23 protein-coding genes are annotated in these 24,401 nt (G+C 57.6%); 5 read left to right on the top strand and 18 right to left on the bottom strand.

Translation table 11 applies throughout. The features are described 5' to 3' along the window. Nucleotides 1-588, bottom strand: a complete 588-nt coding sequence (locus DTA24_RS17535; RefSeq protein ID WP_022065835.1) for a TetR/AcrR family transcriptional regulator — start codon at nt 586-588, stop codon at nt 1-3. Between the two features lie 386 nt (nt 589-974). Next, nucleotides 975-2,183, bottom strand: a complete 1,209-nt coding sequence (locus tag DTA24_RS17525; protein ID WP_123836981.1) for a pyridoxal phosphate-dependent aminotransferase — start codon at nt 2,181-2,183, stop codon at nt 975-977. 68 nt (nt 2,184-2,251) lie between these two features. On the opposite strand from DTA24_RS17525, the gene DTA24_RS17520 reads away from it, so the two are divergent. Further along, a complete protein-coding gene (locus DTA24_RS17520) occupies nt 2,252-3,349 on the top strand; it encodes a glutamine amidotransferase-related protein (protein ID WP_023322392.1) in 1,098 nt (365 codons plus the stop codon). On the opposite strand, the gene DTA24_RS17515 is transcribed toward DTA24_RS17520, so the two are convergent. The 7 genes from DTA24_RS17515 to DTA24_RS17485 are packed head-to-tail and all read right to left on the bottom strand — an operon-like array spanning nt 3,333 to nt 10,011. Continuing rightward, the gene (locus DTA24_RS17515) at nt 3,333-4,256 is read right to left on the bottom strand and encodes a dihydrodipicolinate synthase family protein (protein WP_023297410.1); all 924 of its coding nucleotides are present in this window, start codon (nt 4,254-4,256) and stop codon (nt 3,333-3,335) included. The two genes, DTA24_RS17520 and DTA24_RS17515, sit on opposite strands and share 17 nt — an antisense overlap. A 10-nt stretch (nt 4,257-4,266) precedes the next feature. After that, on the bottom strand, nt 4,267-5,436 hold the full coding sequence (locus DTA24_RS17510; protein WP_032732796.1) for a M24 family metallopeptidase: 1,170 nt from the start codon (nt 5,434-5,436) through the stop codon (nt 4,267-4,269). Continuing rightward, a complete protein-coding gene (locus DTA24_RS17505; RefSeq protein ID WP_115656043.1) occupies nt 5,423-6,523 on the bottom strand; it encodes a mandelate racemase/muconate lactonizing enzyme family protein in 1,101 nt (366 codons plus the stop codon). The genes DTA24_RS17510 and DTA24_RS17505 overlap by 14 nt, the downstream gene beginning before the upstream one ends. Then, on the bottom strand, nt 6,520-7,695 hold the full coding sequence (locus DTA24_RS17500) for a M20 family metallopeptidase (RefSeq protein WP_049154942.1): 1,176 nt from the start codon (nt 7,693-7,695) through the stop codon (nt 6,520-6,522). The genes DTA24_RS17505 and DTA24_RS17500 overlap by 4 nt, the downstream gene beginning before the upstream one ends. Nucleotides 7,696-7,708: 13 nt before the next feature. Continuing rightward, nucleotides 7,709-8,449 (bottom strand): amino acid ABC transporter ATP-binding protein, encoded by a 741-nt coding sequence (locus tag DTA24_RS17495; protein ID WP_100729939.1) that lies wholly within the window; start codon nt 8,447-8,449, stop codon nt 7,709-7,711. After that, entirely contained in the window at nt 8,446-9,171 is a 726-nt protein-coding gene (locus tag DTA24_RS17490) for an amino acid ABC transporter permease (RefSeq protein WP_008807665.1), read from the bottom strand. The genes DTA24_RS17495 and DTA24_RS17490 overlap by 4 nt, the downstream gene beginning before the upstream one ends. Before the next feature lie 27 nt (nt 9,172-9,198). Then, nucleotides 9,199-10,011 carry an ABC transporter substrate-binding protein gene (locus DTA24_RS17485; RefSeq protein WP_022065841.1) on the bottom strand — a complete coding sequence of 271 codons (813 nt, stop codon included), beginning with the start codon at nt 10,009-10,011 and terminating at the stop codon, nt 9,199-9,201. A gap of 192 nt (nt 10,012-10,203) precedes the next feature. Between DTA24_RS17485 and DTA24_RS17480 the strand changes: the two genes are divergently transcribed. Further along, nucleotides 10,204-11,100 carry a GntR family transcriptional regulator gene (locus tag DTA24_RS17480; protein WP_012542124.1) on the top strand — a complete coding sequence of 299 codons (897 nt, stop codon included), beginning with the start codon at nt 10,204-10,206 and terminating at the stop codon, nt 11,098-11,100. Nucleotides 11,101-11,151: 51 nt separating this feature from the next. After that, complete coding sequence (locus tag DTA24_RS17475) at nt 11,152-11,937, top strand: SDR family oxidoreductase (RefSeq protein ID WP_032732799.1); 786 nt, start codon at nt 11,152-11,154, stop codon at nt 11,935-11,937. 122 nt (nt 11,938-12,059) lie between these two features. Here the strand turns inward: DTA24_RS17475 and DTA24_RS17470 are convergent, their stop codons facing one another. Then, entirely contained in the window at nt 12,060-13,502 is a 1,443-nt protein-coding gene (locus tag DTA24_RS17470; RefSeq protein WP_012542122.1) for a DHA2 family efflux MFS transporter permease subunit, read from the bottom strand. A 165-nt stretch (nt 13,503-13,667) separates the two neighbouring features. Here DTA24_RS17470 and DTA24_RS17465 point away from each other — a divergent pair, with 165 nt between their 5' ends. Then, on the top strand, nt 13,668-14,255 hold the full coding sequence (locus DTA24_RS17465) for a TetR/AcrR family transcriptional regulator C-terminal domain-containing protein (RefSeq protein ID WP_094955159.1): 588 nt from the start codon (nt 13,668-13,670) through the stop codon (nt 14,253-14,255). Nucleotides 14,256-14,399: 144 nt separating this feature from the next. Here DTA24_RS17465 and DTA24_RS17460 read toward each other — a convergent pair whose 3' ends face one another. The 7 genes from DTA24_RS17460 to DTA24_RS17430 all read right to left on the bottom strand — a co-directional run bounded on the left by DTA24_RS17460 (nt 14,400) and on the right by DTA24_RS17430 (nt 22,797). After that, complete coding sequence (locus tag DTA24_RS17460) at nt 14,400-15,533, bottom strand: FAD-dependent oxidoreductase (RefSeq protein WP_094955158.1); 1,134 nt, start codon at nt 15,531-15,533, stop codon at nt 14,400-14,402. Between the two features lie 326 nt (nt 15,534-15,859). After that, entirely contained in the window at nt 15,860-16,204 is a 345-nt protein-coding gene (locus DTA24_RS17455; protein ID WP_055323336.1) for a DUF2493 domain-containing protein, read from the bottom strand. A gap of 65 nt (nt 16,205-16,269) precedes the next feature. After that, nucleotides 16,270-17,922, bottom strand: coding sequence for a Na/Pi cotransporter family protein (locus DTA24_RS17450; protein ID WP_049154966.1), 1,653 nt, complete (start codon nt 17,920-17,922; stop codon nt 16,270-16,272). A 14-nt stretch (nt 17,923-17,936) separates the two neighbouring features. Then, complete coding sequence (locus DTA24_RS17445; RefSeq protein ID WP_016160720.1) at nt 17,937-18,161, bottom strand: hypothetical protein; 225 nt, start codon at nt 18,159-18,161, stop codon at nt 17,937-17,939. Nucleotides 18,162-18,236: 75 nt separating this feature from the next. After that, on the bottom strand, nt 18,237-20,930 hold the full coding sequence (mgtA, locus tag DTA24_RS17440) for a magnesium-translocating P-type ATPase (RefSeq protein WP_022065849.1): 2,694 nt from the start codon (nt 20,928-20,930) through the stop codon (nt 18,237-18,239). Between the two features lie 315 nt (nt 20,931-21,245). Next, nucleotides 21,246-21,491, bottom strand: coding sequence for a hypothetical protein (locus tag DTA24_RS17435; protein ID WP_012542114.1), 246 nt, complete (start codon nt 21,489-21,491; stop codon nt 21,246-21,248). Nucleotides 21,492-21,891: 400 nt separating this feature from the next. After that, complete coding sequence (locus DTA24_RS17430; protein ID WP_012542113.1) at nt 21,892-22,797, bottom strand: LysR family transcriptional regulator; 906 nt, start codon at nt 22,795-22,797, stop codon at nt 21,892-21,894. Between the two features lie 167 nt (nt 22,798-22,964). On the opposite strand from DTA24_RS17430, the gene DTA24_RS17425 reads away from it, so the two are divergent. After that, nucleotides 22,965-23,714 carry an SDR family oxidoreductase gene (locus DTA24_RS17425; RefSeq protein ID WP_023339971.1) on the top strand — a complete coding sequence of 250 codons (750 nt, stop codon included), beginning with the start codon at nt 22,965-22,967 and terminating at the stop codon, nt 23,712-23,714. A 91-nt stretch (nt 23,715-23,805) separates the two neighbouring features. Here DTA24_RS17425 and DTA24_RS17420 read toward each other — a convergent pair whose 3' ends face one another. Then, nucleotides 23,806-24,399 carry an ester cyclase gene (locus DTA24_RS17420; RefSeq protein WP_032736149.1) on the bottom strand — a complete coding sequence of 198 codons (594 nt, stop codon included), beginning with the start codon at nt 24,397-24,399 and terminating at the stop codon, nt 23,806-23,808. Nucleotides 24,400-24,401 lie beyond the last annotated feature (2 nt).

Below are 24,401 nucleotides of genomic sequence, written 5' to 3'. Positions count from 1 at the left end.
TCAGAAATCTTTTTTAAGTATTTTAAAGGCAAGCTCAGATATTTCATTAAGAAAAATGCTGCGTCTGTCTTCTGAATAATCGAGGATCAGCAAGCTGGAATACCCATCAATTAATGTGTTTATTTGTCTGGCTGAGGTAGCGGCGTTTTCCGCAAGGAACTCGCCTTCCTGCATCCCTACGCTAATGATGCCTTCAAGAATAGTGATCCATTGCAGGGAGTGATCGTGCACTAATTTAGCATAATCCGCATCGCGTGCTGCCATTGGCCATAGTTCAAGGTAGAGCAGCCAGTGTGCCGAAGGTGCATCGGGTAACAGCGTTCTGATATAGAGGTTTACTCTTTCACTAGCGCTCATTTTTTCTGACGCGTTTAAAAACGCATGACATTCTTGTATGTCATTTTCAAACATATACTGAATAGTGGATTTCTTGAGCGTTTCCCAGTCTCGATAATAGTGATAGATATGACTTCTGGAAATATTCATTTTCTGCGTCAAATCACGGGTTGAGACATTGCTAAACCCTTTTTCTCTGAACAGTTGTAGCGCAGCTATTTTTATCAACTCAGAAAAATTGGCCGTTTTCAATATTTCAACCTTAATCACTATCCATTAAAGCGCGAACTATATCATAATTTCTGAAACCTTGCACGTGTTCAACATTCGGGGATAGCTGTTAGCATTGTGTTTTTTATAGCATTAACAAAATAACGAAAATCTATTTTGTGGGTCTGGTATAAATTCAGCTGCAGGGAGGTTGCTTTATTATTAGCTATGCGCAGGATGCTATTCCTGCCGCGTGCGGTAGTGGCCGCAACGGTGGAGTGGAAAACCGGGAAAGAGAACGTCGCTATTACCCGGTGAGCTATCATGATGACAACGTGCTTATCGGCAAGGTAGGCGATAAGCACGGCATTTTTCAGACCGAGCGTGGTTTGCCGCCGCGTGGGTAGCCGCTGCGCCACCACACGCTTTTAACGCAATTGCGCGCAGGCGCCCGCTATCCGCTGGCAGGCTTGGGTTAGCAGGCCATCTTCTATCGCATACGCAATACGCAAATACCCCGGCATTCCAAACGCGGAGCCGTGTAAAACGGCCACCTGGGTTTGTTCTAATAGCCAGTTCGCCAGCGCGCTGTCGTTGCGAAGGATTTCGCCGCCAGGGGTCATCCGGCCCATGAGCGCCTGGCAGTTAGCAAACACATAGAATGCCCCCTGGGGAGCGGTGGCGCTCAGGCCATCGGTGGCGGCAATCATTCCCAGCACCTGCTGGCGGCGTTTATCTAACACGTTGAGCCAGCCGTCGAAGAAATTGGCTGAGTGGTTAAGCGCTGCGACCGCCGCAGCCTGCGAAATACTGCTGGGGTTGGAGGTGCTTTGTGATTGCAGGATCTGCATGGCGGCAATCAGCCATTGCGGCCCTCCCGCATAGCCCAGACGCCAGCCGGTCATGGCGTGGCTTTTGGACACACCGTTTACCGTCAGGGTACGTGAAACCATCTGCGGGGCGGCCTGGGCAAAAGTGGTAAAAGGGATATTGTCATAGCGCAGCGGCTCGTAAATATCGTCGGCCATCACCAGCACCTGTGGGTAATCCGCCAGCACCGCAGCCAGGGCACGCAGTTCCTGCTCGCTGTAAATCGCCCCCGTCGGGTTGCCCGGCGAGTTGAGGATCAGCCAGCGCGTTGATGGGGTGAGGGCGGCGGCCAGTTGTTCCGGCGTCAGCTTCCAGCAGTTTTGTTCATCACAGGGCACAATCACCGGTTCGCCATCGGCCAGAGAGACCATATCCGGATACGAGACCCAGTAGGGGGCGGGAATGATGACCTGCTGCCCGGCGTCGAGGGTGGCCAGAAAAGCATTGAAAATAAGCTGCTTGGCGCCACTGCCTGCGATGATCTCTTGCGGACGGTAATGCAACTGATTGTCGCGAGCGAACTTGGCGGCAATGGCCTCCTTTAACGCGGCGGTGCCGGAAACGGCGGTATACTTAGTCTGATGATGCACGATCGCTTCAATGCCCGCATAGCTGATATGGGCCGGGGTAGCAAAATCCAGTTCTCCTTCGCCCAGGTTGATAACCGGCTTGCCTGCGGCTTCCAGTGCCCGTACCTGGTCAGAAATGACCGCTGTCGGTGAAGGGCGTACAGATTGCATACGACGGGCGATTTGACTGTTATTCATAAATCCTCTTTTGTATCTAATGATTCAATTAATACAATTAGGTCCCCAACCTCAGCAGGAAACTCGCCGTGTCACCGATCTTTATTCTCGATAACACCTCTGCGCCCGCTCGCTACGGTATTACCGCCAGCCTGTGGGCTAATCGTCTTGGACTGCCTCTCTGGAGCCTTCGCCCCGACTTCGCCGGCGATGTTCCCGACAGCCATCAGCACGTCATTCGTGCCGGGTACTGCGTGACCAGCGGCCTCTGGCGCAGCGATACGCTGCGTGAAGAGGTGCGCGATATCGCCAGCCTGCCTGAGTCAGATGCTGTCATTGTGCTGGCGTCCTCGCAGGCAGCGCTTATCGCCGACCTGCCGGGCCAACGGCTGTTCAGCGATGACCGCAACCAGCGCCTGACGCTCAGCGACGGGCAACATACGGTGTTAGACCTCACCGCCGATCGCTATGGTCGCTGGGATGCCGGGGAGCCATCCTCTGCCGGGACGTCCTTGCGCATCGCACTGATTGGCCGTGAGTCAGACCACCGTCTGGTCTACCCCGCCACGCTTGGCTCACTGGGTGATGCCGCGGCGTCGCTGGGGCTGAACCTGGAGGTCCATTTCTTCGCGCCGGTCAGTCTGTCCCCTGGGTTACACGACCTCCACGACGTCCAGGGCGTCGTGTTGCCAGGCGGTTCCTCGATGGCCGCCGTCAAGGGACAAATCCGCGTGGCGGAAGATACGCTTGCCCGCGGACAGCCCACGCTGGGGTTATGCCTGGGAATGCAGAGCATGATGACCGCAGTCGTGCGCCGACGTCCGGGTTGCGAATCAGCCATTCCCGCCGAAGTGGCTCCGGATGAGGCTCTGCACAGCTTTGTTCCCTTTGTTGATGGCCGTCATCGCTGCGGCGTATTCCCTTTTTCCTTCGGGTTGATCCCCGGTGATATCCGCGAAATGCACTACAACCATCGCTACTGCTTTAACACCGACTTATTACCGGCGCTGGATCGCAGCGGGGTCAGCGTCAGTGCGCAAACGGACGATATCGTGGAGGCCATCTCCCAGCCGGAACTGCCGTTCTGGCATGGTGTGCAGGGGCACCCGGAACTGATGTCCCGCCCGGATGCGCCCCATCCGCTGTTCGTCGCCTTTTTACGGGCGGCGCTTAACGCGCCAGCGTAACGCCGCTACGGCTGTCGCTGGCAAGCGCCGACATGACGTGAGTCAGCTCCGCCAGCGCCGCGTCGTCGATCGGTTTTAACGGTGCGCGTACGGTGCCGCCGTTAAAACCGCGCAGCGCCATCGCCGCTTTCACCAGCTGCGGCTGACCATGTTTGCGCGCCAGCGCGCGATACGCGTACCACAGCTGATGCAGATCGCGGGCCGTGGCGGCATCGCCCTGTTCCACGGCCCGGAAGGTATTGATAATCAGCTCCGGCAGCGCGCCGCTGTTGGTGGTGCTGATGCCGTCAAACCCGGCCATCATTGGCCCGAGGAAGGCCAGATCGGAAGCACAGAACAGGCGCAGACGCCCACGCAGACGGTTGGCAATCTGGTCGATGGCGGTGGGGTTGAGATCGCCCTGTTTGATGCCGACCACGTTGGGGATCTCTGCCAGTTGTTCCAGCAGCGCCGGGGAGAGGGTGATGCCGATGCCCGGCGCGTTGTACACCAGGATGCCGGTTTTGGATAAGGGAGCCATCTCTTTGAAGTAGCTGACGATCTGTTGGTCAGTGATTTCGCTAACAAAGGGCGCGGTCACCATCGGCAGGCCGCCCAGCTCGCTTGCCAGCAGCGTCAGCTCGCGGGCATCGCGCGGGTCGGCGCTGGCGCTGCACAGCATGACCGCCACGCGGTCATCCACACAGGCCATGACTTGATGAAACAGCTCACGGCGTTCTTCGACGGTCATCACCGGGAATTCACCGTAGGTGCCGCCAATCAGCAGACCGTCATAACCCAGACCAATCACGCGTTCAATATTTTCACGTAACGCCGGAAAGTCGATCGCGCCGCTGGCGGTGAACGGGGTGACGGTGATGTTGAAAATACCGCGCAGGCGTTCACGGCATTCATTGATATCTTTCATTTTTCTTTCCTTACAGCAGTGTGAGAGGGCGAGCCAGGGAACCCAGCTGACGATATCCGGTTTCGGTCACCACCACGGTTTCACTGACGCCGACGGTAAATTGACCGTAGATCCGCAGAGCCGGTGGAATGTGGAAGGTCATTCCTGGCTGCAGCTCAGTGGTGACGCCACGATACAGACTGAGAATGCCGCCTTCGCCCCAGTCCGGCGCAAAGGCGATACCGATGGAGTAACCGGTGCGTTTTTTGAAGTTTTCGGTGAACCCGGCGCGATCAATCACCTTCTGGCAGGCCAGGTGCGGCGCTTCGCAGGTGGCGCCTGGACGAATGGCATCAAGAGAGGCCTGCAGGGCTTCCTGACACACTTTTTCCATTTCGATGGCGATAGCGGGCGGCCGCCCCAGCCAGGCGGAGCGCATCATCGCGGCGTGGTAGCGGTCGTGAGCCGCTGACATTTCCAGAAATACCGGGTCGTTATCCTGCATCACCCGACGACGCCATGTGCCATGCGGCACGCCGCTGCGTGGGCCGGTCGAGACCAGCGGTTCCATGCCGACATACTCGGAACCGGCGGCAATGGCGGCCCCCATCATCGCCGAGACCAGCGCGTTTTCGTCTGCGCCGCGGTGAATCGCCGCCATGCCCGCGCGCATGCCCGCGTCCACATAGCGCGCTGCGATGGCGATTTTTTCCACCTCCGCCGCCGACTTCACGGCGCGCAGCGGCTCGATGACGCCCGCGGTATCGGCAATGGTGCCGAGCCTGGCCTGCAGGGCTTCATACACGGCAACCGGCAGGAACCAACCGCGTTTGTCCAGCCCAATCCGTTTGTGGAGCCAGCCGCGCTGTTGCAGCATGCCCACCAGGAAATCCACCGGGTTATCGCCATCCTGGTAGATGGCGGCGTCAGAAATAAAGGTGTTGGCGATAAAGTTAAAGTATTCGAGCTGGCGAATCACAAACACCGGATCCCCTTCTACCGGCAGCAACAGCGCCTGGAAGGTGTAATAGCCCGGTGTTTGCTGACCGGTGAGCCAGAAAATGTTTTCCGGGCCGGTAACGATCATGACGTCCACGCCCGCGCGGCTTAAGCGTTCGCGGGTGCGTCGAATGCGTTGCGCATATTCATCAGCGCTAAAGGCGGACTCACTGCCCTGAATCACATTATTAACATCTTGCATGAGTAAACTCCTGGAGTAAGTGGGCCTGCGCGGCATTAAACTGCACGCCCAGACCTGGTGAGTCATTGACGGTGACCAGGCCATTGCGGTATTCCAGCCCGCTGACGGGATCATCCGTTAAGCCATCGGCGCCATACAGCTCGGCAAATGCCGGTTGCACGACACGACACAGCTGGAGCGCGGCGGCGGTGGCAGCATGGCCTTCATTCATCTGGCCAATCATGAATGGCACGTCGGCGAGTCGCAGCCGGTTGGCGGCGGCCAGCGTCGGCGCAAGGCCACCCAGTTTCACCAGTTTGAGATGCCCCCACAGCGCACCTTTGGCGGCGATCAGCCGGGTGATGGCGGCGTCACTGTTGAGGCTTTCGTCGAGCATGATCGGGATGCCGTAGGCGTACAGCTCCGCAAGCTGGCTGTCGTTTGCCGGGCTTAACGGCTGTTCGATGTAGCTGAGCTTCAGCTCGCGCAGAGACGGGAATGCCGCGTGAGCCTGCGCCAGAGACCACTGGCCGTTCACGTCAATCGCCAGCGAAATCTGCTGGCCGAACCGCTGGCGCAGCCGTTGCAGACGGGCCAGGTCGGTAGCGAAATCTGCCACGCCTGTGCGCAACTTCAGCTGGGTGAAACCGCGATCGACATAGCGTTGCGCCTGCTCCAGCATCTGTCTCTCGCTGCCCCAGAACAGGGTCTGGTTGGTGTGCCACGCAGGCAGGCCATCCCGCGCCCCCAGCCAGGCGGCAACGCTTATCCCTTGCTGACGCGCCAGCAGGTCGTGCAAGGCCATATCCAGCACCATGCGCGATGGCGGCAGGAGCGTGCAGTCTTCGTCATCTAGCGCGGCGAGTCGCGCGGCGGGCGCCTGGCGCCAGTCCCAGCGGCGAAGTATCTGAAGCAGGTTGTTCAGCACCAGCTCTTCGCGGTAGCCATGCAGGTAGCGAATGTTGAGCCGCACTTCGCCAATCCCGATCACTCCCTGGTCTTCCAGACGCAGCCAGAGCGTATCGAGCGCCGTCACCGGACCAGAGGCAGCGGTATGCAGCGTCACATCGGCGTAATGCAGATCTCCCCGAAAGAGCTGTGCTTTCATAAACCGGGCTCCGGCGGCAGCATGGCGAGCGCAATATCGAGATAGAGGTAGGCCGCGGCGATAAATTCATCGACAGGGACAAATTCATCGGGTTTGTGAGCCACGGCCAGCGAACCGGGGCCAATCACGACGCCTTTTGCGCCCAGCGAACGGAAATGCACCAGGTCACATCCCCCCTGAAAACCAAACGGGCCGGGTTCGCTCTGCCCATGACGGCGACAGGCAGCAAGGCTTTGCTCGACAATGGCTTCGCGGCTGTCGGTTTGCGTCGCGCCGCCGGTGGTGGGCTGCCAGGCGATAATTTCGGCTTCCACACCTGCATGTGCGTACGCGTGGTCGAGCAGTTGCTGCAGTTCGGCTTTGACGACCTCTTCGTCTTCGCCCGGAACCATGCGACGGTCAAGCAGCAGCTCACAGCTGTCTGGCACCACGTTGTCCGCATGGCCGCCGTGGATGCGGGTTACCGTCAGGCTGGCGTTGCCGACCAGATCGTGGCAGCGGCAACGCACCTGCTGGTGGTGGGCTTCTTCAATCAACCCTAACAGGCGCGCTGACTGGTAAATCGCGTTAACCCCCAGCTCCGGCGTACCAGAATGCGCGGTGACGCCTTTAACCCGCACGCGAGGACGTAAGCTGCCTTTGTGGGCGGAGAAGGTGGCATTCGAGGTCGGCTCGCCAATCACCGCGAAATCAATCGCCGGTGGATTATCGCGGACGTAGAATTTCGCCCCTTCGCTGGCGACCTCTTCATCGGCGGTGAACACCCCCATCAATGTGCCGGACCACTGCTGACGGTTGGCAGCCAGCAGACGCAGGGCTTCAACCATCGCCACCAGCGGGCCTTTGGCATCGCAGGCGCCGCGTCCGTACAGGCGTCCGTCACGCTCGGTGAGCGTGAAGGGATCGCTGGCCCAGCCGCTGCCCGCCGGAACGGTGTCAAGGTGGGTGTTAAAGGCGAAACACGGCCCCGGTCCATTGTTCAGAATGGCGATAACGTTGGTCCGCCCCGGTGCGTATTCGCTAAAGGAGAGATCGAACCCGGCGGTCAGCAGCCAGCCTTCCAGACATTCGGCGGCTTCGCGCTCATGGCCCGGTGGATTCTCCGTGTTGATGGCAACCAGCGTCGCTAAGTCCTTTTTCATACGAGCGCTGTCAACCTGATAACTGGACATAGGAACTCCGTGATTAATGTAATATTTGCGTCAGGAAGCGCTGCGCGCGGTCGCTGACATGGCCGGCGAAGAAATCGCTGGTGTTGGCGCGATCGATAATTTCGCCGTCTTCCATAAACAGAATCTTGTTAGCGGCCCGACGGGCGAAGCCCATTTCGTGAGTCACCACCATGCTGGTCATGCCTTCTGCGCTAAGCTCCGCCATGACTTCCAGCACTTCACGGATCATCTCCGGGTCGAGGGCGGAAGTGGGCTCGTCGTAGAGCATCAGCTCGGGCTTCATCGCCAGCGCCCGGGCAATCGCCACGCGCTGCTGCTGTCCGCCGGAGAGCTCGTCCGGAAAATGGTCTGCACGTTCGTTGATGCGCACTTTTGCCAGCAGGTTGTCCGCCAGTTTGCGGGCATCAATACGGTTCATTCCCAACACCGTCATCGGGGCCAGCATGATGTTTTCCGCTGCGGTCAGGTGCGAGAACAGCTCGTAGTTCTGGAACACCATGCCAATGCGCTGACGCAGTTTGTGCGCCGGCACATCGCCCCGGCTGATGTGCCGGCTGGCGAAGAACACATCGCCGCTGTCGGCGGGCGAGAGCATGTTGACGCAGCGTAGCAGGGTGGATTTTCCCGAGCCGGACGGGCCAATCAGCACCACGGTTTCTCCGCGTTGCACGGTCAGAGAGCAGTTTTTGAGTACGGTCTGGCGACCAAAAGTCTTATCAATGCCGATCATCTCCAGCAGCGGTTTCTCACTCATGGTTCCTCCCGGACGGTTTTCGGTAATTTAAACAGGCGAGTCAGCCGCTTCTGGCTTTTGCTACGGCGCTGCCTGGGATCCAGCACGCGTTCCAGCCACGACTGGAAGATCATGAACAGGCTGGTGAGCAGCAGGTAATAGATGCCCGCAGCGCAAAGCGCTTCGAAGTAACGGAAGCTGGCGCTGGCGGCCTGGTTAGCGACCAGCAGCAGTTCCTGAACGGCGATAACCGAGACCAGCGCGCTCGATTTCAGCATGCTGATCATCTGGTTACCCATCGGCGGCAGAACGATGCGTGCGGCCTGAGGCAGAACGATTTTTCGCATGATCTGGCCGTGAGTCATCCCCAGCGCCATGCCGGCGGTGCGCTGGCCGCTTTTCACCGCCTGCAGGCCAGAGCGCAGAATTTCCGCCATGTAGGCGCCTTCATTGAGCGAAAGGGCCAGCACTGCACAGGTAAACGCGGAGAAGCGTAAGCCGAAGCCTGGCAGCACGTTGTAGACAAAGATTATCTGGAACAGCACCGGCGTCCCGCGAAACAGCCACAGGTAGAAAAAGGCCAGCCCTTTCCCGGCGCGAAACGGCGCTTCCTGCAACAGCGCCAACACCAGGCCCAGCACCACGCCACACAACAGTGAGCAGAGGGTAATCAGTAGCGTCATCCACGCACCCCGAATAAATTCGGGGGAGAGGAAGTACTGCCACATTAAATCGATCGACATAGCGTTCTCCGGTTAATGGCAAACGGGTTAGAAAAGGGCAACGGAGTCTGGGAAGTTCCACTTCTTAATCAGTTGCGTGTAGGTGCCATTTTTGACAAGGCTCTGCAGACCTTGCTCCAGCAGGGCCTGGGTTGCGGTATCGCCTTTACGCACGGCAAAGGCGATGTGAGTATTCGCTTCGAACTCGGCGCCAACCGCTTCGAACATGCCGGCTTTTTCGGTAAACAGGGCGACGGTGCCCGGCGTGGAGAGGAACTCGGCATCGGCACGTCCCTGGGCGACGGCCACGGCGGAATCGGTGGCGGCGGGGAACGTCATGACGTTGATGGCCGGTTTTTTGGCCTCCACGCAGCGCTGATTGTCTGCCCGCGCCTGGCTCTCTTCGATCCCGCCGAGCGTCACGGCGATGTTTTTGCCGCAGAGGCTCAGGTCACGTCCGGTGATGTTGGCCGGGTTACCTTTGCGGACCACCACGCGGCTGCCGATTTTCAGATAGGGTACGAAGTCAACCTGCTCGGCACGGGTCGGATTGACGTACATGGCGGAGTTGATGATATCCAGACGTTTACCCTGCAGCGCCGGAATAAGCCCTTTGAATTCCATCGGCATTGGCGCCGGCGTCAGTTGGATCTCTTTGCTTAGCGCGTTGATCAGGTCGATATCGAAGCCGGTAAGCTTGCCTGCTTTCACGTATTCAAAAGGCATGAACGTCGCTGCCGTTCCATAGGTCAGTTGACCCTTGGCGATGGTTTCCACCGCCGCATGGCTGACCAGCGGCAGGGCGGTCAGCGCGAACATCAAAGTACGCACATGGCGAAACAGAAAAGAATTGCTGGACATAGTCGTCTCCTGGCTAAGGTTTAAATTGAATTTAGTGAGTCAATAAATACAATTATGCGTGTGAAAAAAATGTCTCATTCTGGTGCGTATTGCACGTTAAGCGTGCACTCCTTGCTTTACTTTGCTGCGTTTTGTTGGTCGTGATATTGTATATATCGACCACAACAATGCATTTCAGGGAATCGTGAATTCATGCAGCCTGACTCCACTGCGAGCAGTCGCCGGATAGCCCGGCAAATACTCGACCTGATATCTGAAGCAAGATTCGATCCAGGTCATCATTTACGTGAGCAACATCTTGCCGATGCGTTGGGTGTTTCGCGTACGCCGGTACGTGCCGGGCTCAAGGAACTGACCCGAATGGGGGCGGTTGAAGCGCGGCCAAACCAGGGTTTTTTCCTGCTTAAACGCAGTAATGAGCTGGATCAGCTGGAGATTGAGCAGTCCAAGAGCAATGACCAGAAGTTGTACGAGCAACTGGTCCATGACCGCATTGCAGGTATCCTGCCGGAATCCTTTACCCAGACCGAAATCAGCCAGCGCTATGATGTTGATCGCGGCGTGCTGACCCGTACACTGGTGAAGCTATCGGAGGATGGCCTGATTGCCCGCAATGCAGGGCATGGCTGGCGCTTTCTGCAAACCCTGAACTCCGATATCGCTCTGCGCAATAGCTACGGTTTTCGCCTGATGATTGAACCGATGGCGTTGCTGACGCCCAACCTGCATGTTGACCGGCAGATGCTTAAACGTCTGCGCGCCCGGCATCTGAGACTCATTACCCACCCGGACATTACGCAGGTCCCGGCCAAAGAGATTTTCGAAACCGATGCGGCGTTTCATGAGTTGCTGGCAGAGGCCAGCGGCAACCTGTTTGTATTACAGGCTATTCAGCAGCAAAACCGGCTGCGCCGCCTGCTGGAATTTGGTAGCTATCACAATAAGCGTCGCGTAAAAGAGTGGTGCGAAGAGCACGTTGCCATCATTGATGCCCTGCGAGAGAACAAACAGGAACAGGCGGCAGAGTTGATGAGAAAACACCTGCAATACGCGTTTGACCAGGTCAATGTAAAAAGCCCACGCGTATAACTGGCATCACTATTGCACATAATGCTCCTGAAAATACAATCAGGAGCATTTATGAATTTGCAGATACAACAGCGTGTGGCACTGGTTTGCGGTGCGGGAAGTGGCCTTGGACAGGCTATCGCCTGCTCGCTGGCGCAGGAAGGCGTGAAGGTCGCCGTGACAGGCCGCAACAGAGAGAAGCTGGCGCAAACGGTGGAACGCATCACTCAGCTGGGCGGTACCGCCCGCGCCTGGCCGCTGGATCTTGCCATCCCGGAACAGTTTGATACGGTCATCGCCGATATCCGCGAGCACTGGGGCGACATCGATATTCTGGTCAATAATTCCGGTGGCCCACCGCCCACGCTGGCACAGGGGACGGACGGCGCCGTCTGGCAACAGCAATTTTCAGTGATGGTCGCCTCGTTGATCCAGCTCACCGATAAACTACTGCCCGCCATGCGCAGCCGTGGCTGGGGACGCATTATTACCTCCACCTCGTCCGGTGTGATTGCCCCGATTCCGGGTCTCGCCCTGTCGAATGCGCTGCGCATGAGCTTACTCGGCTGGTCGAAAACCCTCGCCGCTGAAGTGGCGGCCGACGGCGTCACGGTGAATGTGATGGTGCCTGGGCGCATTGCTACCGACCGGGTGGGTCAGCTGGATGCTATCAAGGCGAAACGGGAACATTCCACTGCGGAAGCGGTCGCGGAGAAGAGTCGTCTGAGCATTCCGGCGGGACGTTATGGCCACCCCCATGAGTACGGCGCTACCGCTGCCTTTTTGGCAAGCCAGCCTGCCAGCTACATTACCGGGGCGGTGATCCGGGTCGATGGCGGATTGATTGGTTCGGTTTAGTGGGGAGTCGCGTGCAATGCCAGTCGCTGGTGTCGTTGACTGGCATTCACGCCTCTCTCGCGCTCATTCAGAATGAGGTGTTAACTATTGCGTACCGGGTGCGGGACAGGACGCCAGACCGGTTATCTTGTTTCTTCCCGCGTTGATGATCCCTGATGGTTCACCATGAAAAGTGCTGAAAGGGTGAGCAGTATGGCGCCGCTGATCAGTATCCACCCGGCGTGCTGAAAGGCGGCTAAGCTACCCTGCGTATGCGCCAGTCTGACGTAGCACGCCGTCACCAGGGCCGCGCCAGCCATCGCGCCAACACGCTGCAGGATGTTGAGAATCGGTGCTGCATCAGAAACATGACGGGTACCCGCCATCGCCAGGCCTGCCGCCATCGCCGGCACTGTCGCAAGGGCTAAACCGAACCCTCTGATAGCGAGTGCGCTACCGACCAGGAGGTAGCTACTGCCTCCATCAATCATGGCCAGCGGCCATGTCGCTAACACCGAGATCAAGCCGCCAACGATCAGCACCACGCGAGGACCCAGCCGGTCTGAGAAATAACCGGCGACCGGGAATCCTATGGCAGAACCGATTAACTGCGGGGTAAGGAGCAAACCCACATCAGCCAGTGCTTCATGGCAAACGTCGCGGAAATACAACGGGAGCAGGAACTGTCCACCAAAATTCACCGCACCTCCGATAGCCATCAGCAACGCCGATAATGTGAAGCCACGATGTTTGAAAAGGCTGAGATGAAGTAAAGGCGAGTCAATGCGAAAAGAGCGAAAGATAAACAAGCCGATAAACAGTGCGCCCACGCTGAGTAAGATAATGTTCCCGCTATTTTCACCACTATTCAGGCTGACGCCTTTAATACCCTCCATGAGCAGGGGAAGGCTACAAAGAATCAGTATTAACCCCATCCAGTCCAGGGAGAGCGGCTTATCATTTTTTATTGTCGGGCGAGGGAGTAATTTCCATCCCGCAAGCCAGGCACAGAGAGATAAGGGGACATTAATAAAAAACAAGACTCGCCATCCGCAGACCTGAAGCAGCACGGCCCCCAGAGACGTTCCCAGTAAGGGCGCAATGACGATAGCCACGCCTATCGTACCAATGATCCGCCCGAGGCGCTCACGACCGACCACCAGACCCAGGATCGTCTGCCCGGCCGGCACGAGTAACCCGCCTGCCAGACCTTGCATTATTCTGGCGGTGAGCAGCACCTCGATATTCGGGGATAACGCGCAAACTGCCGAGAAAACACCAAATAAAATAAGTGCATAGAGCCAAAGTTGGGTGGCGCCAAACCGTTTTACCGCCCATGCGCTAACCGGAACGCCTGCGGCCAGCGCCATGAGGTACGCGGTGGCTATCCACTGGATGGAGGCGTCCGTCACCCCAAGGCCGTTTGCCATGGTCGGAAGCGCAGCACTGAGCATGGTGGATGAGAGCATGGTAGCGAATGCACCAAGGGTGATGATGGCGGCTTGCATCCACAAAACCGGCGGGATGGCATTGATGGGGCCAGCATGGTTTGTTTTCTTTACCTGCGTATCTCGATTGATATTCATGGGATGACCTTTAGGTGCGATGCGTTAAAAATCTATCATTGATCAATTTTTCTATCAATGATAGATTTATTTTCATCAATGGCGCCGGTAGGCTCCTGGTCAGGAGAAGATCTCTTTTCATCTACCACGGGCTCGGTTGGATGCATTAACAACAGGATGAACACCATGGCTAAAATTCAGCGGGATCAGGTCATTAATGCTGCATTAGCACTCTTAGATGAAGTTGGGCTGGAAGCGATAACGACGCGAAAGCTGGCGCAAAAGCTGGGGGTAGAATCCGCAACGCTGTACTGGCATTTCAGGAACAAGGCCAGCTTACTGGAAGAGATGGCCGCAACCGTTTTAGCCAGGCACCATTCGCTTCCGCTGGCTGAAGACACGGCCGAGTGGGCAGACTGGCTGGCAAATAACGCGCGCAGTTTCCGCCGCGCGCTTCTCGTTCATCGGGATGGCGCACTGCTCCACGCGGGGACAACACCGGCGCGGGTAGGAGGGGAAACGTTCTACCCAAAGGTGGCTTACCTTATGCGGGCCGGCTTTTCTGAGGCTGAAGCCGCAATGATATTACTCACTATTAGCGAATATACCCTGGGATGCGTATTAGAGGAGCAGTCTCGTACAGACAGACATGATGATGAAAGATTGTCTACACCCTCAACAGAAATCAGTCGTATCGATGCGCTTACCCACCAACATCCGGATACCTGTTTTGAGTTCGGTCTGTCTTTGATCATGAAGGGGTTATTAAAATAACTCGTTCCAGATTTCAGCTATTGCGACAGCGTTTTAATGATTTTATATCCGGAGCGTTATTCTCCGGACATTACTGAACATTGACCTCCCGATGGCGGGAGGGTGATTTGTTCATGGCGCAAGAATCACCGCAGCGTCGGGGGATCAGGATCCCGTTTTATATTGATTAAAAAAATGCAACAACGCGTCGGGTGTCTCGTCCCCAAAGAGAATGCCTGCCATTTCCTGCGCGTCGTTGGCCGCACTTTCGACGCGGATAAACATCTGTTCTTCATAAGCGGACAGCGCGGCTTCAGGATTATCTGCATTGGCCGCAATCGCGAGTCCCAGCTCAGCGCCATCCTCTAATGCGAGATTAGCGCCTTCGCCGAACGGCAGCATAAGATGCGCGGCGTCGCCCAACAGCGTTACGCCTGCTGTTCGCGGCCATCGAAGTCCGGGAGGTAAAAAGTGAATAGGGCGCAATACGGGCTCACCATCACCCTCAGTAATCAATGTTTGCAGTGGATGCGCCCAGCCATCGAATTCATCGACTATGCGTTGCACGTCAACCTGTGCATTAGCGGACGTCACGTCAGCGAACCAGGCCTGGGGCTGGCACAGAGCAATGTAAACGTGGATCACGCCGCCAGGCTCCCGGTGCGCCATGATACCCTTGCCCGGCGAGAGCGCAAAAAATGAGCCGCGGCCTACTGCTTGCGCGCAAGCCAGATGATCGGTGTCAACGTGACTAAGCCAGCGCTCGACATACGAAAATCCCGCATAGGCAGGGACAGCATCGGTGACCAGAGCGCGGACACGCGACCAGGCGCCATCTGCGCCCACCACCAGGGAGACCCTGGTGGTGGAGCCATCCGTAAAGTACAAACTATGCGTGCCGTCATCATGGGGGACAATATCTACCACTTTACGGCCCCATTGCACGGTGTCCGCAGGAAGCGACTCCAGCAGCAGCGTGCGAAGCGCGCCGCGAGAGACTTCTGGTCGGCCGCCCAAACCATCATCGAACTGCTCGAACAATACGTTGCCCTCTTTATCGAGTACGCGCGTGGATTGACCACCAGGAAGAATAAGGGCCCGGAAGGCATCGTACAGGCCTGCCGCTATCAGCGCCCGCTGGCCATTATGATCGTGGATATCCAGCAAGCCACCTTGTGGGCGGGCCTCGGGAGAGGCTTCAGCTTCGTAGACCACAGAGGAAATGCCGTGGACATGTAAAACACGTGCGAGCATGAGGCCGCCGAGTCCTGCTCCGATGATGGCAATGGATGAGGTCATTTTTTCGCTCCAGGTAAGGTATGGCGGGTGTCGTTGTCCGGCTGTTCCTGGTTTCGATACCGCGCGAATAAGGGGTGTGGACGTGAAATCTCATCCCGTGGACCAACGGAAGCCTGAGGGTATGCCGAGCGGTATTGCCCATAATGTTCCCGGACAATTGGGGGGCCGGGCCCCCCGCCTGACTGTCCTCTCTGCGCTCAGCTTACACTTAGACGAGCAAGGTTCTCTATATTGACCATTGCTGGTTAATCGTCAAGGCCGTCATTCAATACTCCTCCAGCGGACGCCTGCCTGTGGCCATGGTCACCGAACTTCACCCACTCAGGTTAAACGACGTCGATGACGCGGATCCCTCTGTTTTTCGCCATCTTTATGCACTCCGCCGTATCTTCTCCGCCAGGAAAAGCCAGCAGTACGTCAGGGCGGCTGTCTTCCAGCATAAACAAATTGCGCCTTGTCTCCGCATATTTTCCGTGCAGCGCCCAGTTTGCCGGGTAGCGGATCACGTGAACGTCGATCCTGCGCGCCCAGTTTTCTATCGCGCCGCCCAGCGCCTGGTGCCCTCCGTGAATCAACACGTTAATCGTCTGTGTACGGGCATAGAGATCCAGCACATGGGTGATGGTATGGGTGTCGGCATAAAACCGACCCGAGCAGATTAACACTCGCATTTTTTGTACCTTAACGTTGCTTGCCTTGAAAAGGATCTCGTCCGCGCGCTGGCGGTTATTGTTTTTTAAACATCCGGCGGCGTTTCAATAAACCGCAGCGAGGTATCGCCCAGGCGGTCAATGACCGGGTAGGCGACGGCGGCGATATGGTGATGCACGCGGCGGTAGTCCCGCAGCACTCGCTGGAAAATGTCGCCGGATTCCGCCCAGGCATTCTTGTCCTCCCGCAGTTTTTTGAAGTGCTCGCGGCTGGCGGAGGCCTCCAGCTGGCGGATGGTTTCTTTGCGCTGCACCAGCTGGTGGGCAGCAGACAAGTCTTCACGCAGGAATGCCGCTATTCCTAAGTTCAGGCTGGTGAGGAGCTCCGCATGCAGCAGGCGAATATGGTGTAATTCAAAGTCGTTAAAATGTTCTCCCCGGCGTGCGCGGCGCGTGGCCAACTGGGTCAGATTGCTGGAGAGAATATCGCCCGCGTGCTCAACATTGATGATGAACATCAGGATTTCCTGGGCACGATCGGCATCTGCATCATTCAGCCCGTCCTGACCAATGTCGGCGAGGTAGGCGCGAACTGCCGCGCTCAGCAGATCGACCGACTGCTCCAGCTGGCGGATGTCATCGGCAGCCTGTTTTTCCTGGGTCACAAACAGCACCAGCAGTCGGTCCAGCATGATGGTTAGCATGTCGGCGGCGCGCAGCGATTCGCGAACCGAATTGGACAGGCCGATATAAGCCACTTCCAGACCCGCATCGTCGAGATACATCGGCATACCCGGGTCGCCTACGCGCTCTTCTTCCGGAAACAGTCGCTCCAGGAAGCGAGCCATTGGCACGTTCAGGCCGATAAACAGCAGCGCGAGCGCCACGCTAAAGGCGGTATGAAACCACACCACCAGCTGAGGCGTGTTCAGCCCGGATTTACGGGCGATCGCCATCAGCAACGGCAGAAGCAGTAACGCCAGCGCGCAGCCGGACAGGCGGACCATCAGGTTGCCAACCGGCAGGCGGCGGGCCACCGCGGACCCGGCGTTTAACACCGGCGGTAACGCGCCGCCGATGTTGGCGCCAAGCACCAGCACCAGGGCCGTCGTCGGGGTCAGCGTGCCGGTACCGGCGAGGGAGGCGATCAGCAAAATCATCGCCACGCTGGAGTGGCACAGGAGCGTCAGGAGCGCCGCCACCAGCAGGGCAATGAAAATATCGCCCTGTAGCCCCTGCATCACGGCATGAAACACCGGCGTGACCTCAATGTCCTGCAGCGTGCCGCCCAGTAAATGCAGCGCCAGCAGCATCAGGCCGAGGCCAATCAGGGCGCAGCCCACGCTTTCAAAGCTGGAATGGTCGCGTAGCTTGAAAACCACAAACCCGGCCAGCAGAAGCAGCGGAATGGCGATTTCCATGTTAAAGCTCATCAGCTGGACCACCAGCGTGGAGCCGATGTTGGCGCCGAGCATCACCGCAAGCGCGGGGGCAAGGCTTAGCGTACCTGCGGCGGTAAATGACGTCGCCATCATACTGACCGCCGTGCTACTTTGCAGAATGCCGGTAATGCCAATGCCGGAGAGCAGGGCGGTCCAGCGGTTAGTGAGGTGGCGTCCCATCCAGTTGCGCAGCGGCGTGCCGAAGCCGCGCTGCAGCGCCGTTGAAATCATATGGCTGCCCCAGAGCAGCAATGCGATGGCGCCAGCCAGGTTAATTAACAGAGTGGTTCCGGACATCATGAATTCCCCCTCTACAGGGCGGGTAGTGAAATAAAACGCAGTAACCTGATCGAAAAACGATGTATGGCGCTGGCGAGGTTCAGTAATGCTTTAGTGTGTTGATAGTTAATCTTCCCTCCGGCGTACCATGCCAGGGCACGGACGCGAAGGGTGCGGGTTATTTTCATTAAAAATAAGACAATCAACGCGATGGTCTTATTTTTAATCAGGAAAATGATGGAATGTTGCTTTTCCATAATGCTTCCAGCCTGTGTGGCCTGCCTGAAAGGTGCCGCCGAAGCGGCACGTGAATCACCGTCTTTAACGCAGAATTAGTGCCACTGCCTGAAGCGACGGATGTAGAACGTTTTCATGCCCTGCGCCACGCAGCAGTAGGCGAGCAGGGTGCCGACCAGCCACGGGAAGTACTGCCACGGCAGCGCCTGCAGCCCAACCAACGGCCCGAGCGGAGAGAACGGCACGTAAATTCCAATAGCCATAATCAGACCGGTCATCATCAGTACCGGCCAGGCGGCGGTGCTCTGAATGAACGGAATTTTCTGGGTACGCAGCATGTGCACCACCAGCGTCTGCGACAGCAGGCCTTCAACGAACCAGCCGGACTGGAACAGGGTCTGCATGTGTTCGCTGTTGGCGCTGAACACAAACCACATCAGCGCAAAGGTCGTCATGTCAAAAATGGACGAGGTCGGGCCAATCCAGACCATAAAGCGGCCGATGTTTCTTGCATCCCACTTGCGCGGTTTGCTCAGGAACTCTTTGTCCGTTTTGTCCCACGGCAGCGCGAGCTGGGAGATGTCGTACATCAGGTTTTGCAGCAGCAACTGGATCGCGAGCATCGGCAGGAACGGAATGAACGCGCTGGCCACCAGTACCGAGAACACATTGCCGAAGTTGGAGCTGGCGGTCATGTTCAGGTATTTCATAATGTTGCCAAAGGTCTCGCGGCCTTTGATAACGCCTTCTTCCAGCACCATCAGGCTCTTTTCCAGCAAGATGATGTCGGCCGATTCCTTGGCGATATCGGTGCCACTGTCGACCGAGATACCCACGTCGGCATCGCGCAGAGCAGGGGCATCGTTAATGCCGTCACCAAGAAAGCCCACCGTATGACCGTTGGCCTGCAGCGCCTTCAGCACGCGTGATTTCTGCAGCGGCGTTAGCTTGGCGAACACCGTGCGCTCTTCCACCAACTGCTGCAGGGCCGTGTCGCTCAACGCCTCAATCTGCGGGCCGAGTACCGGTTCGCCTGGCTCCAGTCCCACCTGGCGGCAAATCCGCGTAGTGACAATCGCGTTATCGCCGGTCAGCACTTTGACTGCGACGCCAATATCCATCAGGGCAGCAATCGCCGGACCCGCGCTCTCCTTAGGTGGATCGAGGAAGGTGAGGAAGCCGCGGATAATCAGATCGTGCTCATCAGCGGTGCTGTACAGTCTTTTTGCTTCGGCTTTCGGAATGTCGCGCGTAGCGACCACCAGAACGCGGAAGCCGTCTTTGTTGTAGTCGTTCGCCATCGCCAGCATGGCGTCACGGCGCTGATCGTCGAGGGGGATAACCTTGCCATTCTCTTCCATGTGGGTGGCGATGCTCAGCATCTCCTCCACGGCGCCTTTGCACACCAGCAGATGATTACTCTGGCTGTCTTTCACCACAATCGACAGGCGACGGCGCACGAAGTCGAACGGCATCTCATCGACTTTGCTGTACCCCTGAGGTTGCACAAAGCCCGACTCATTTTCAGAGAAGTAAATGACCGCCTGATCCATCAGGTTTTTGATGCCGCTTTGATAGTGGCTGTTGAGCCAGGCCAGCGCCAGCACGGACTGATTTTTCTGACCGTGCGTGTCGACGTGGTGCTCAAGGATGATTTTATCCTGCGTCAGGGTGCCGGTTTTGTCGGTGCACAGTACGTCCATCGCGCCCAGGTTCTGAATCGCGTTAAGGCGCTTAACCACAACTTTACGCTTCGCCATGGCCACCGCGCCCTTGGCGAGGTTGGCGCTGACGATCATTGGCAGCATTTCTGGCGTCAGGCCTACGGCGACGGCCAGAGCAAACAGCAGGGCATCCCACCACTCGCCCTTCATCAGGCCGTTAATCAGGAACACCACCGGCACCATCACTAGCATAAAGCGGATCAACAGCCAGCTGACGCTGTTCACCCCGCGGTCAAACGCCGTTTGCGCCCGGGTGCCGACAATCGCTTTTGCCAGTGAGCCAAAGTAGGTCCTCGGCCCGGTCGCCACCACGACCGCCTGAGCGGTGCCGCTGACAACGTTGGTCCCCATGAAGCAGATGTTAGGCATATCCAACAGGTTCTCGTTGTCAACCGCCTTGTCGTGCGCGGATTTCTGCGCCACGTCGCCAAGGGTGTCGTACTTCTCAATCGGCAGCGCTTCGCCGGTCAGGACGGCCTGACTGATAAACAGGTCGCGTGATTCGATCAAACGGACGTCGGCCGGGATCATGTCGCCCGCATAGAGCTGCACGATATCGCCCACCACCAGCTCGCGCATCGGGATTTCACGTGGCGTTCCTTTTTGCCCGGCGTGTTCGCGACGAACGACCGTCGCGGTGGTGCGAACCATCGCTTTCAGCGCTTCGGCCGATTTGGCAGAGCGGTGTTCCTGCCAGAAGCGCACCAGTCCGCTGAGGGCAACCATGGTGCCGATGATTATCACCGTCGTCAGGTCGCCGTCTTCGCCATGGCTGGTGGGCAGCCAGTAGTCGGTGAAGAAGCTGATCCCGGCGAGAATGGCGAGCACATAAATAAACGGGTTGTTAAACGCCATCAGCAGCTGGATCAGCGCGTGCGGCGGCTTGTCATGAGTCACTTCGTTCAGGCCATCCCGCTCCAGCCGGGCATTTGCCTGGGCTTCCTGCAGCCCTTCCCGGGTGGTGTTGAGGTTGACCAGGGTTTCTGCGATACCGTTTTGGGCTTCCTGGGCGGCACGCATAGACAGCGTGCTTTTTTTATTTCGGTTCTTGGTTTGTACAGTCATGGTGCTGCTCCTGTCGCCGGGCGGCAGCAGGCTTTTTACGGTAAGACCCGGATTAAGGGCGGCCGAAAATAGCCCGATGTCGCATCAGCGATCGGTTTTAATTAATTTCGCACAGGGCTTCCCGCTGTTTATTATTAAAAATAAACAGGCGTGAAGTTTATATTTTGTTTTATTTGGACGTGATTATTCCTGCCGATGTACAAGTATGAATACATCAGTGAATAAACAGGTACCAGCAGTGACTTAACTCAGCGTGACGCACGAAAACGGGCTGCGGCATAGCGCGCAGACACGGCCTACGGCGTAACGGCTGAATCAGGCGACGAAGGGGCGACTTTGTGGGTCTTCGCCATCAGAGAAGCGGCAACGACGCTCCAGCTGGCCGGTGACAGGACTGACGCGCCAGTTAGTAATGCGTTGATTCAACTCGCTGATTTTCGAAGAGAATATAGAGCTTTGCTGTTTTTTGCGCGCAGACGACACCCGATCGCGGGGCGGCCGGACACGCAGCGTTGATGTCATGGTTTTGACACCAGGAAAAAGGGTAGATTTGAAGTTCATAACACACCTCGGGACCGTGAAAACTCTGGTCGAGGTGGGACAACACGAGAGCATCAGGCTCCGGCGAGACACACCAAAACGAAGAAGTGATCACAATCGATTTTATGTTTACTTGTCCGAATAACCGTTAAGGCCATATTCGGACCGCTACTAAATTCAGTATCCATTAGTCTCTTATGTCAGATTAGGAAAGGCCACAACTTAGGCCCATGAAATCTACCCATAGCCAATGTTATTGTCAACCCATTCATATCAATTTAAATCTTCGTTTATATTTTGTGTAGAAACATCAAATCGTAGATTTAATCATTGGTGTTTTTCGGACGGTCGTAAAAAGGAAAAATAGCGGTCAGTGCGTTCAATTGTGGACCACCCTCGGCGCTGCGTCAGATAACGCGCTTTATCCCTGCACCGCAGCCGGAAAAACCGCCGCCAGCCATTCAATAAAGACGCGGAGCCGGGGCGGCACGTGCCGGTGCCGGGCATAGACGACGTGAAAGGGATAGGGGGCCGGGCGCCAGGCGGCGAGGATCTCCACCAGCTTGCCACTTGCCAGCGCGGGTTTTAGCGAATAGGTAAAGGTTTGCACAATGCCTAAGCCCGCCTCGCCGGCGGCAATATGCGCGTTGCTCTCATTGATGCCGAGATGGGGCTCTGTCTTGAGCTCGGTACTGACGCCGTGACGCGTAAAGCGAAACGGAAACGCTCTGCCGCTGGCCGGCGACAGATAGCTGATGAGCTGGTGGCCATGATGGAGTTCATCCGGCGAGGCGGGCGTGCCGCAGCGCTGAAGATAGCCAGGGGTGGCGCAGGTGACCAGCGTCGCCTCGCCGATTTTACGGGCGATCAGCGTCGAGTCATCCATCGGCCCGCCGCGGATGGCGCAGTCAATATTGCCGCTGATGAGGTCCGCGGGTTTATCGGCCACCTGCAAATCGATACGGATATCCGGCCAGGCGGTCATAAAGTCCGCCAGCAGCGGGATCAGCACATCGCACGCGGTCGACCCACCGATGGCGATCCGTAGATGGCCCTTCGGCTTATTGTGGGCGGTATTGAAGGAGGCGTCGATCTCTTCCAGGTCTTCCAGCAGGCAGCGAGCTTTTTCATAGTACTCCCGTCCTTCCGGCGTCACGGTAATACGCCGGGTGGTGCGCTGCAGGAGGGAAACCCCCAGGTGCGCTTCCAGTTGCTTGATGGTTTTGCTGAGCGTGGCGTTGGGCATATCCAGCGAGTCCGCGGCGCGGGTAAAGCTGCCGGCTTCGACAACGCGGGTGAAGGCTTTGAGGGCTGAAAATCGGTCCATTATTCGCAGTATCCTGGTTAGCGGGCGTCCATTATCCACGGAGGGGAAAAGTGTTTTTCAGATTAGGCCATTTTTCCGCCTCTTTGAGGCGATTACAGTGCTTTCCATACCCGGCGGGGCGCTTTCGCGAGCCTGGCCTGTTTATACTCTAACCAAGGAAATGCACCATGAGCAAAAAACTTGCGGATAAAGTGGCGTTAGTGACCGGCGGCAGCACCGGTATTGGCCTGGCGTCGGCGAAAGCGCTGGCGGAGCAGGGCGCGAAGGTGTATATCACCGGCCGCCGACAGGAGGAGCTGGATGCGGCGGTAAGATTCATCGGGCCCGCCGCCCGCGGGATCCGCGCCGACGCCGCCGTGTTAAGCGACCTTGACGCGGTATTTGCGACTATTGCCGACGAGTCCGGCCGCCTGGATGTGCTGTTCGCCAATGCTGGCGGCGGGGATATGCTGCCGCTCAGCGCCATCACCGAGGCGCACGTCGAGCGGATTTTCGCCACCAACGTGCGCGGGGTGGTGTTCACCGTCCAGAAAGCGCTGCCGCTGCTCACCGACGGCGCCTCGGTGATTTTGACCGGCTCTACGGCGGCAGTCAAAGGGACGGCGAACTTCAGCATCTATAGCGCCAGTAAAGCTGCGGTACGCAGCCTGGCGCGCTCCTGGGCGCTGGAGGTGAACGATCGCGGGATCCGCATCAATGTCGTCAGCCCGGGGCCGGTGCGTACCCCGGGTCTGGGAGGACTGGTTGCGGAGGCGGACCGTCAGGGCTTGTTCGACGCCCTGGCCGCCAGCGTACCGCTCGGGCGGCTGGGCGAGCCGGAGGAGATTGGCAGGGCGGTGGTATTTTTAGCGTCTGACGAGTCGAGCTTTATTAACGCCGCAGAGATCTATGTCGACGGTGGAATGGCGCAAATCTAAGCACAGTCTGTCGCCAGGCGAGCCGCCCCGGCGGATGCCGGGGGGCTCTCGTGGTTATGGCGATCGCTTACTCACCGCTCGGGTGGGCAGCTTATTGCGCGCCCAGCTGTTTCATCAGCGTCAGGTTATCTTCAATATGCCAGTTGGCGGCAATTTTACCGCCGCTGATCTGATAGATATCGGTGGCGATAAAATCGATATTTTGTCCCTTACCCTTCCGGGTGCCGAAGGTCCCGGTAAAGTGGCCATGAAAATGTAAGTGTGAGACCACCCGGTCACCGGCCACAATCATTTGTTCGACATCACAACGTAAATCCGGCACCGCCTGACGAAACGCTCTGGAGGCGAGGATCGCGCCTTCCGGCCCTTGCCGACGCCCTTCCGGGGGCGTTTTATCGATAAAATTCCCCGCCAGCGCCGCCCGGGCCAGCGCTTCATCACCGGTATTCCAGAACGTGGCGTATTGCCTGGCGACATATTCATTGGCGACGCGTGTGGCAGGGGGAAGGCCGTTGTCAACGATGAGCCGGGCTGGCTTCAGCAAACCCTGCGGGGCTGAAAACGCGGAGCCGGATATCCCGGCAAGCAGCAGCGCTGTGGCGCAGCGCCGCAGCGTGATGCCGCGTCTGGCCTGCGTACAGACAACAGCGAAACTACGGCTGGCAGGTAACATTTTGCGGGTCATTT

The sequence above is a fragment of the Klebsiella sp. P1CD1 genome, from assembly GCF_003790505.1.
GTDB classification, from domain to species: Bacteria; Pseudomonadota; Gammaproteobacteria; order Enterobacterales; family Enterobacteriaceae; genus Klebsiella; species Klebsiella variicola.
This window is presented reverse-complemented; position numbering and strand designations above follow the sequence as displayed.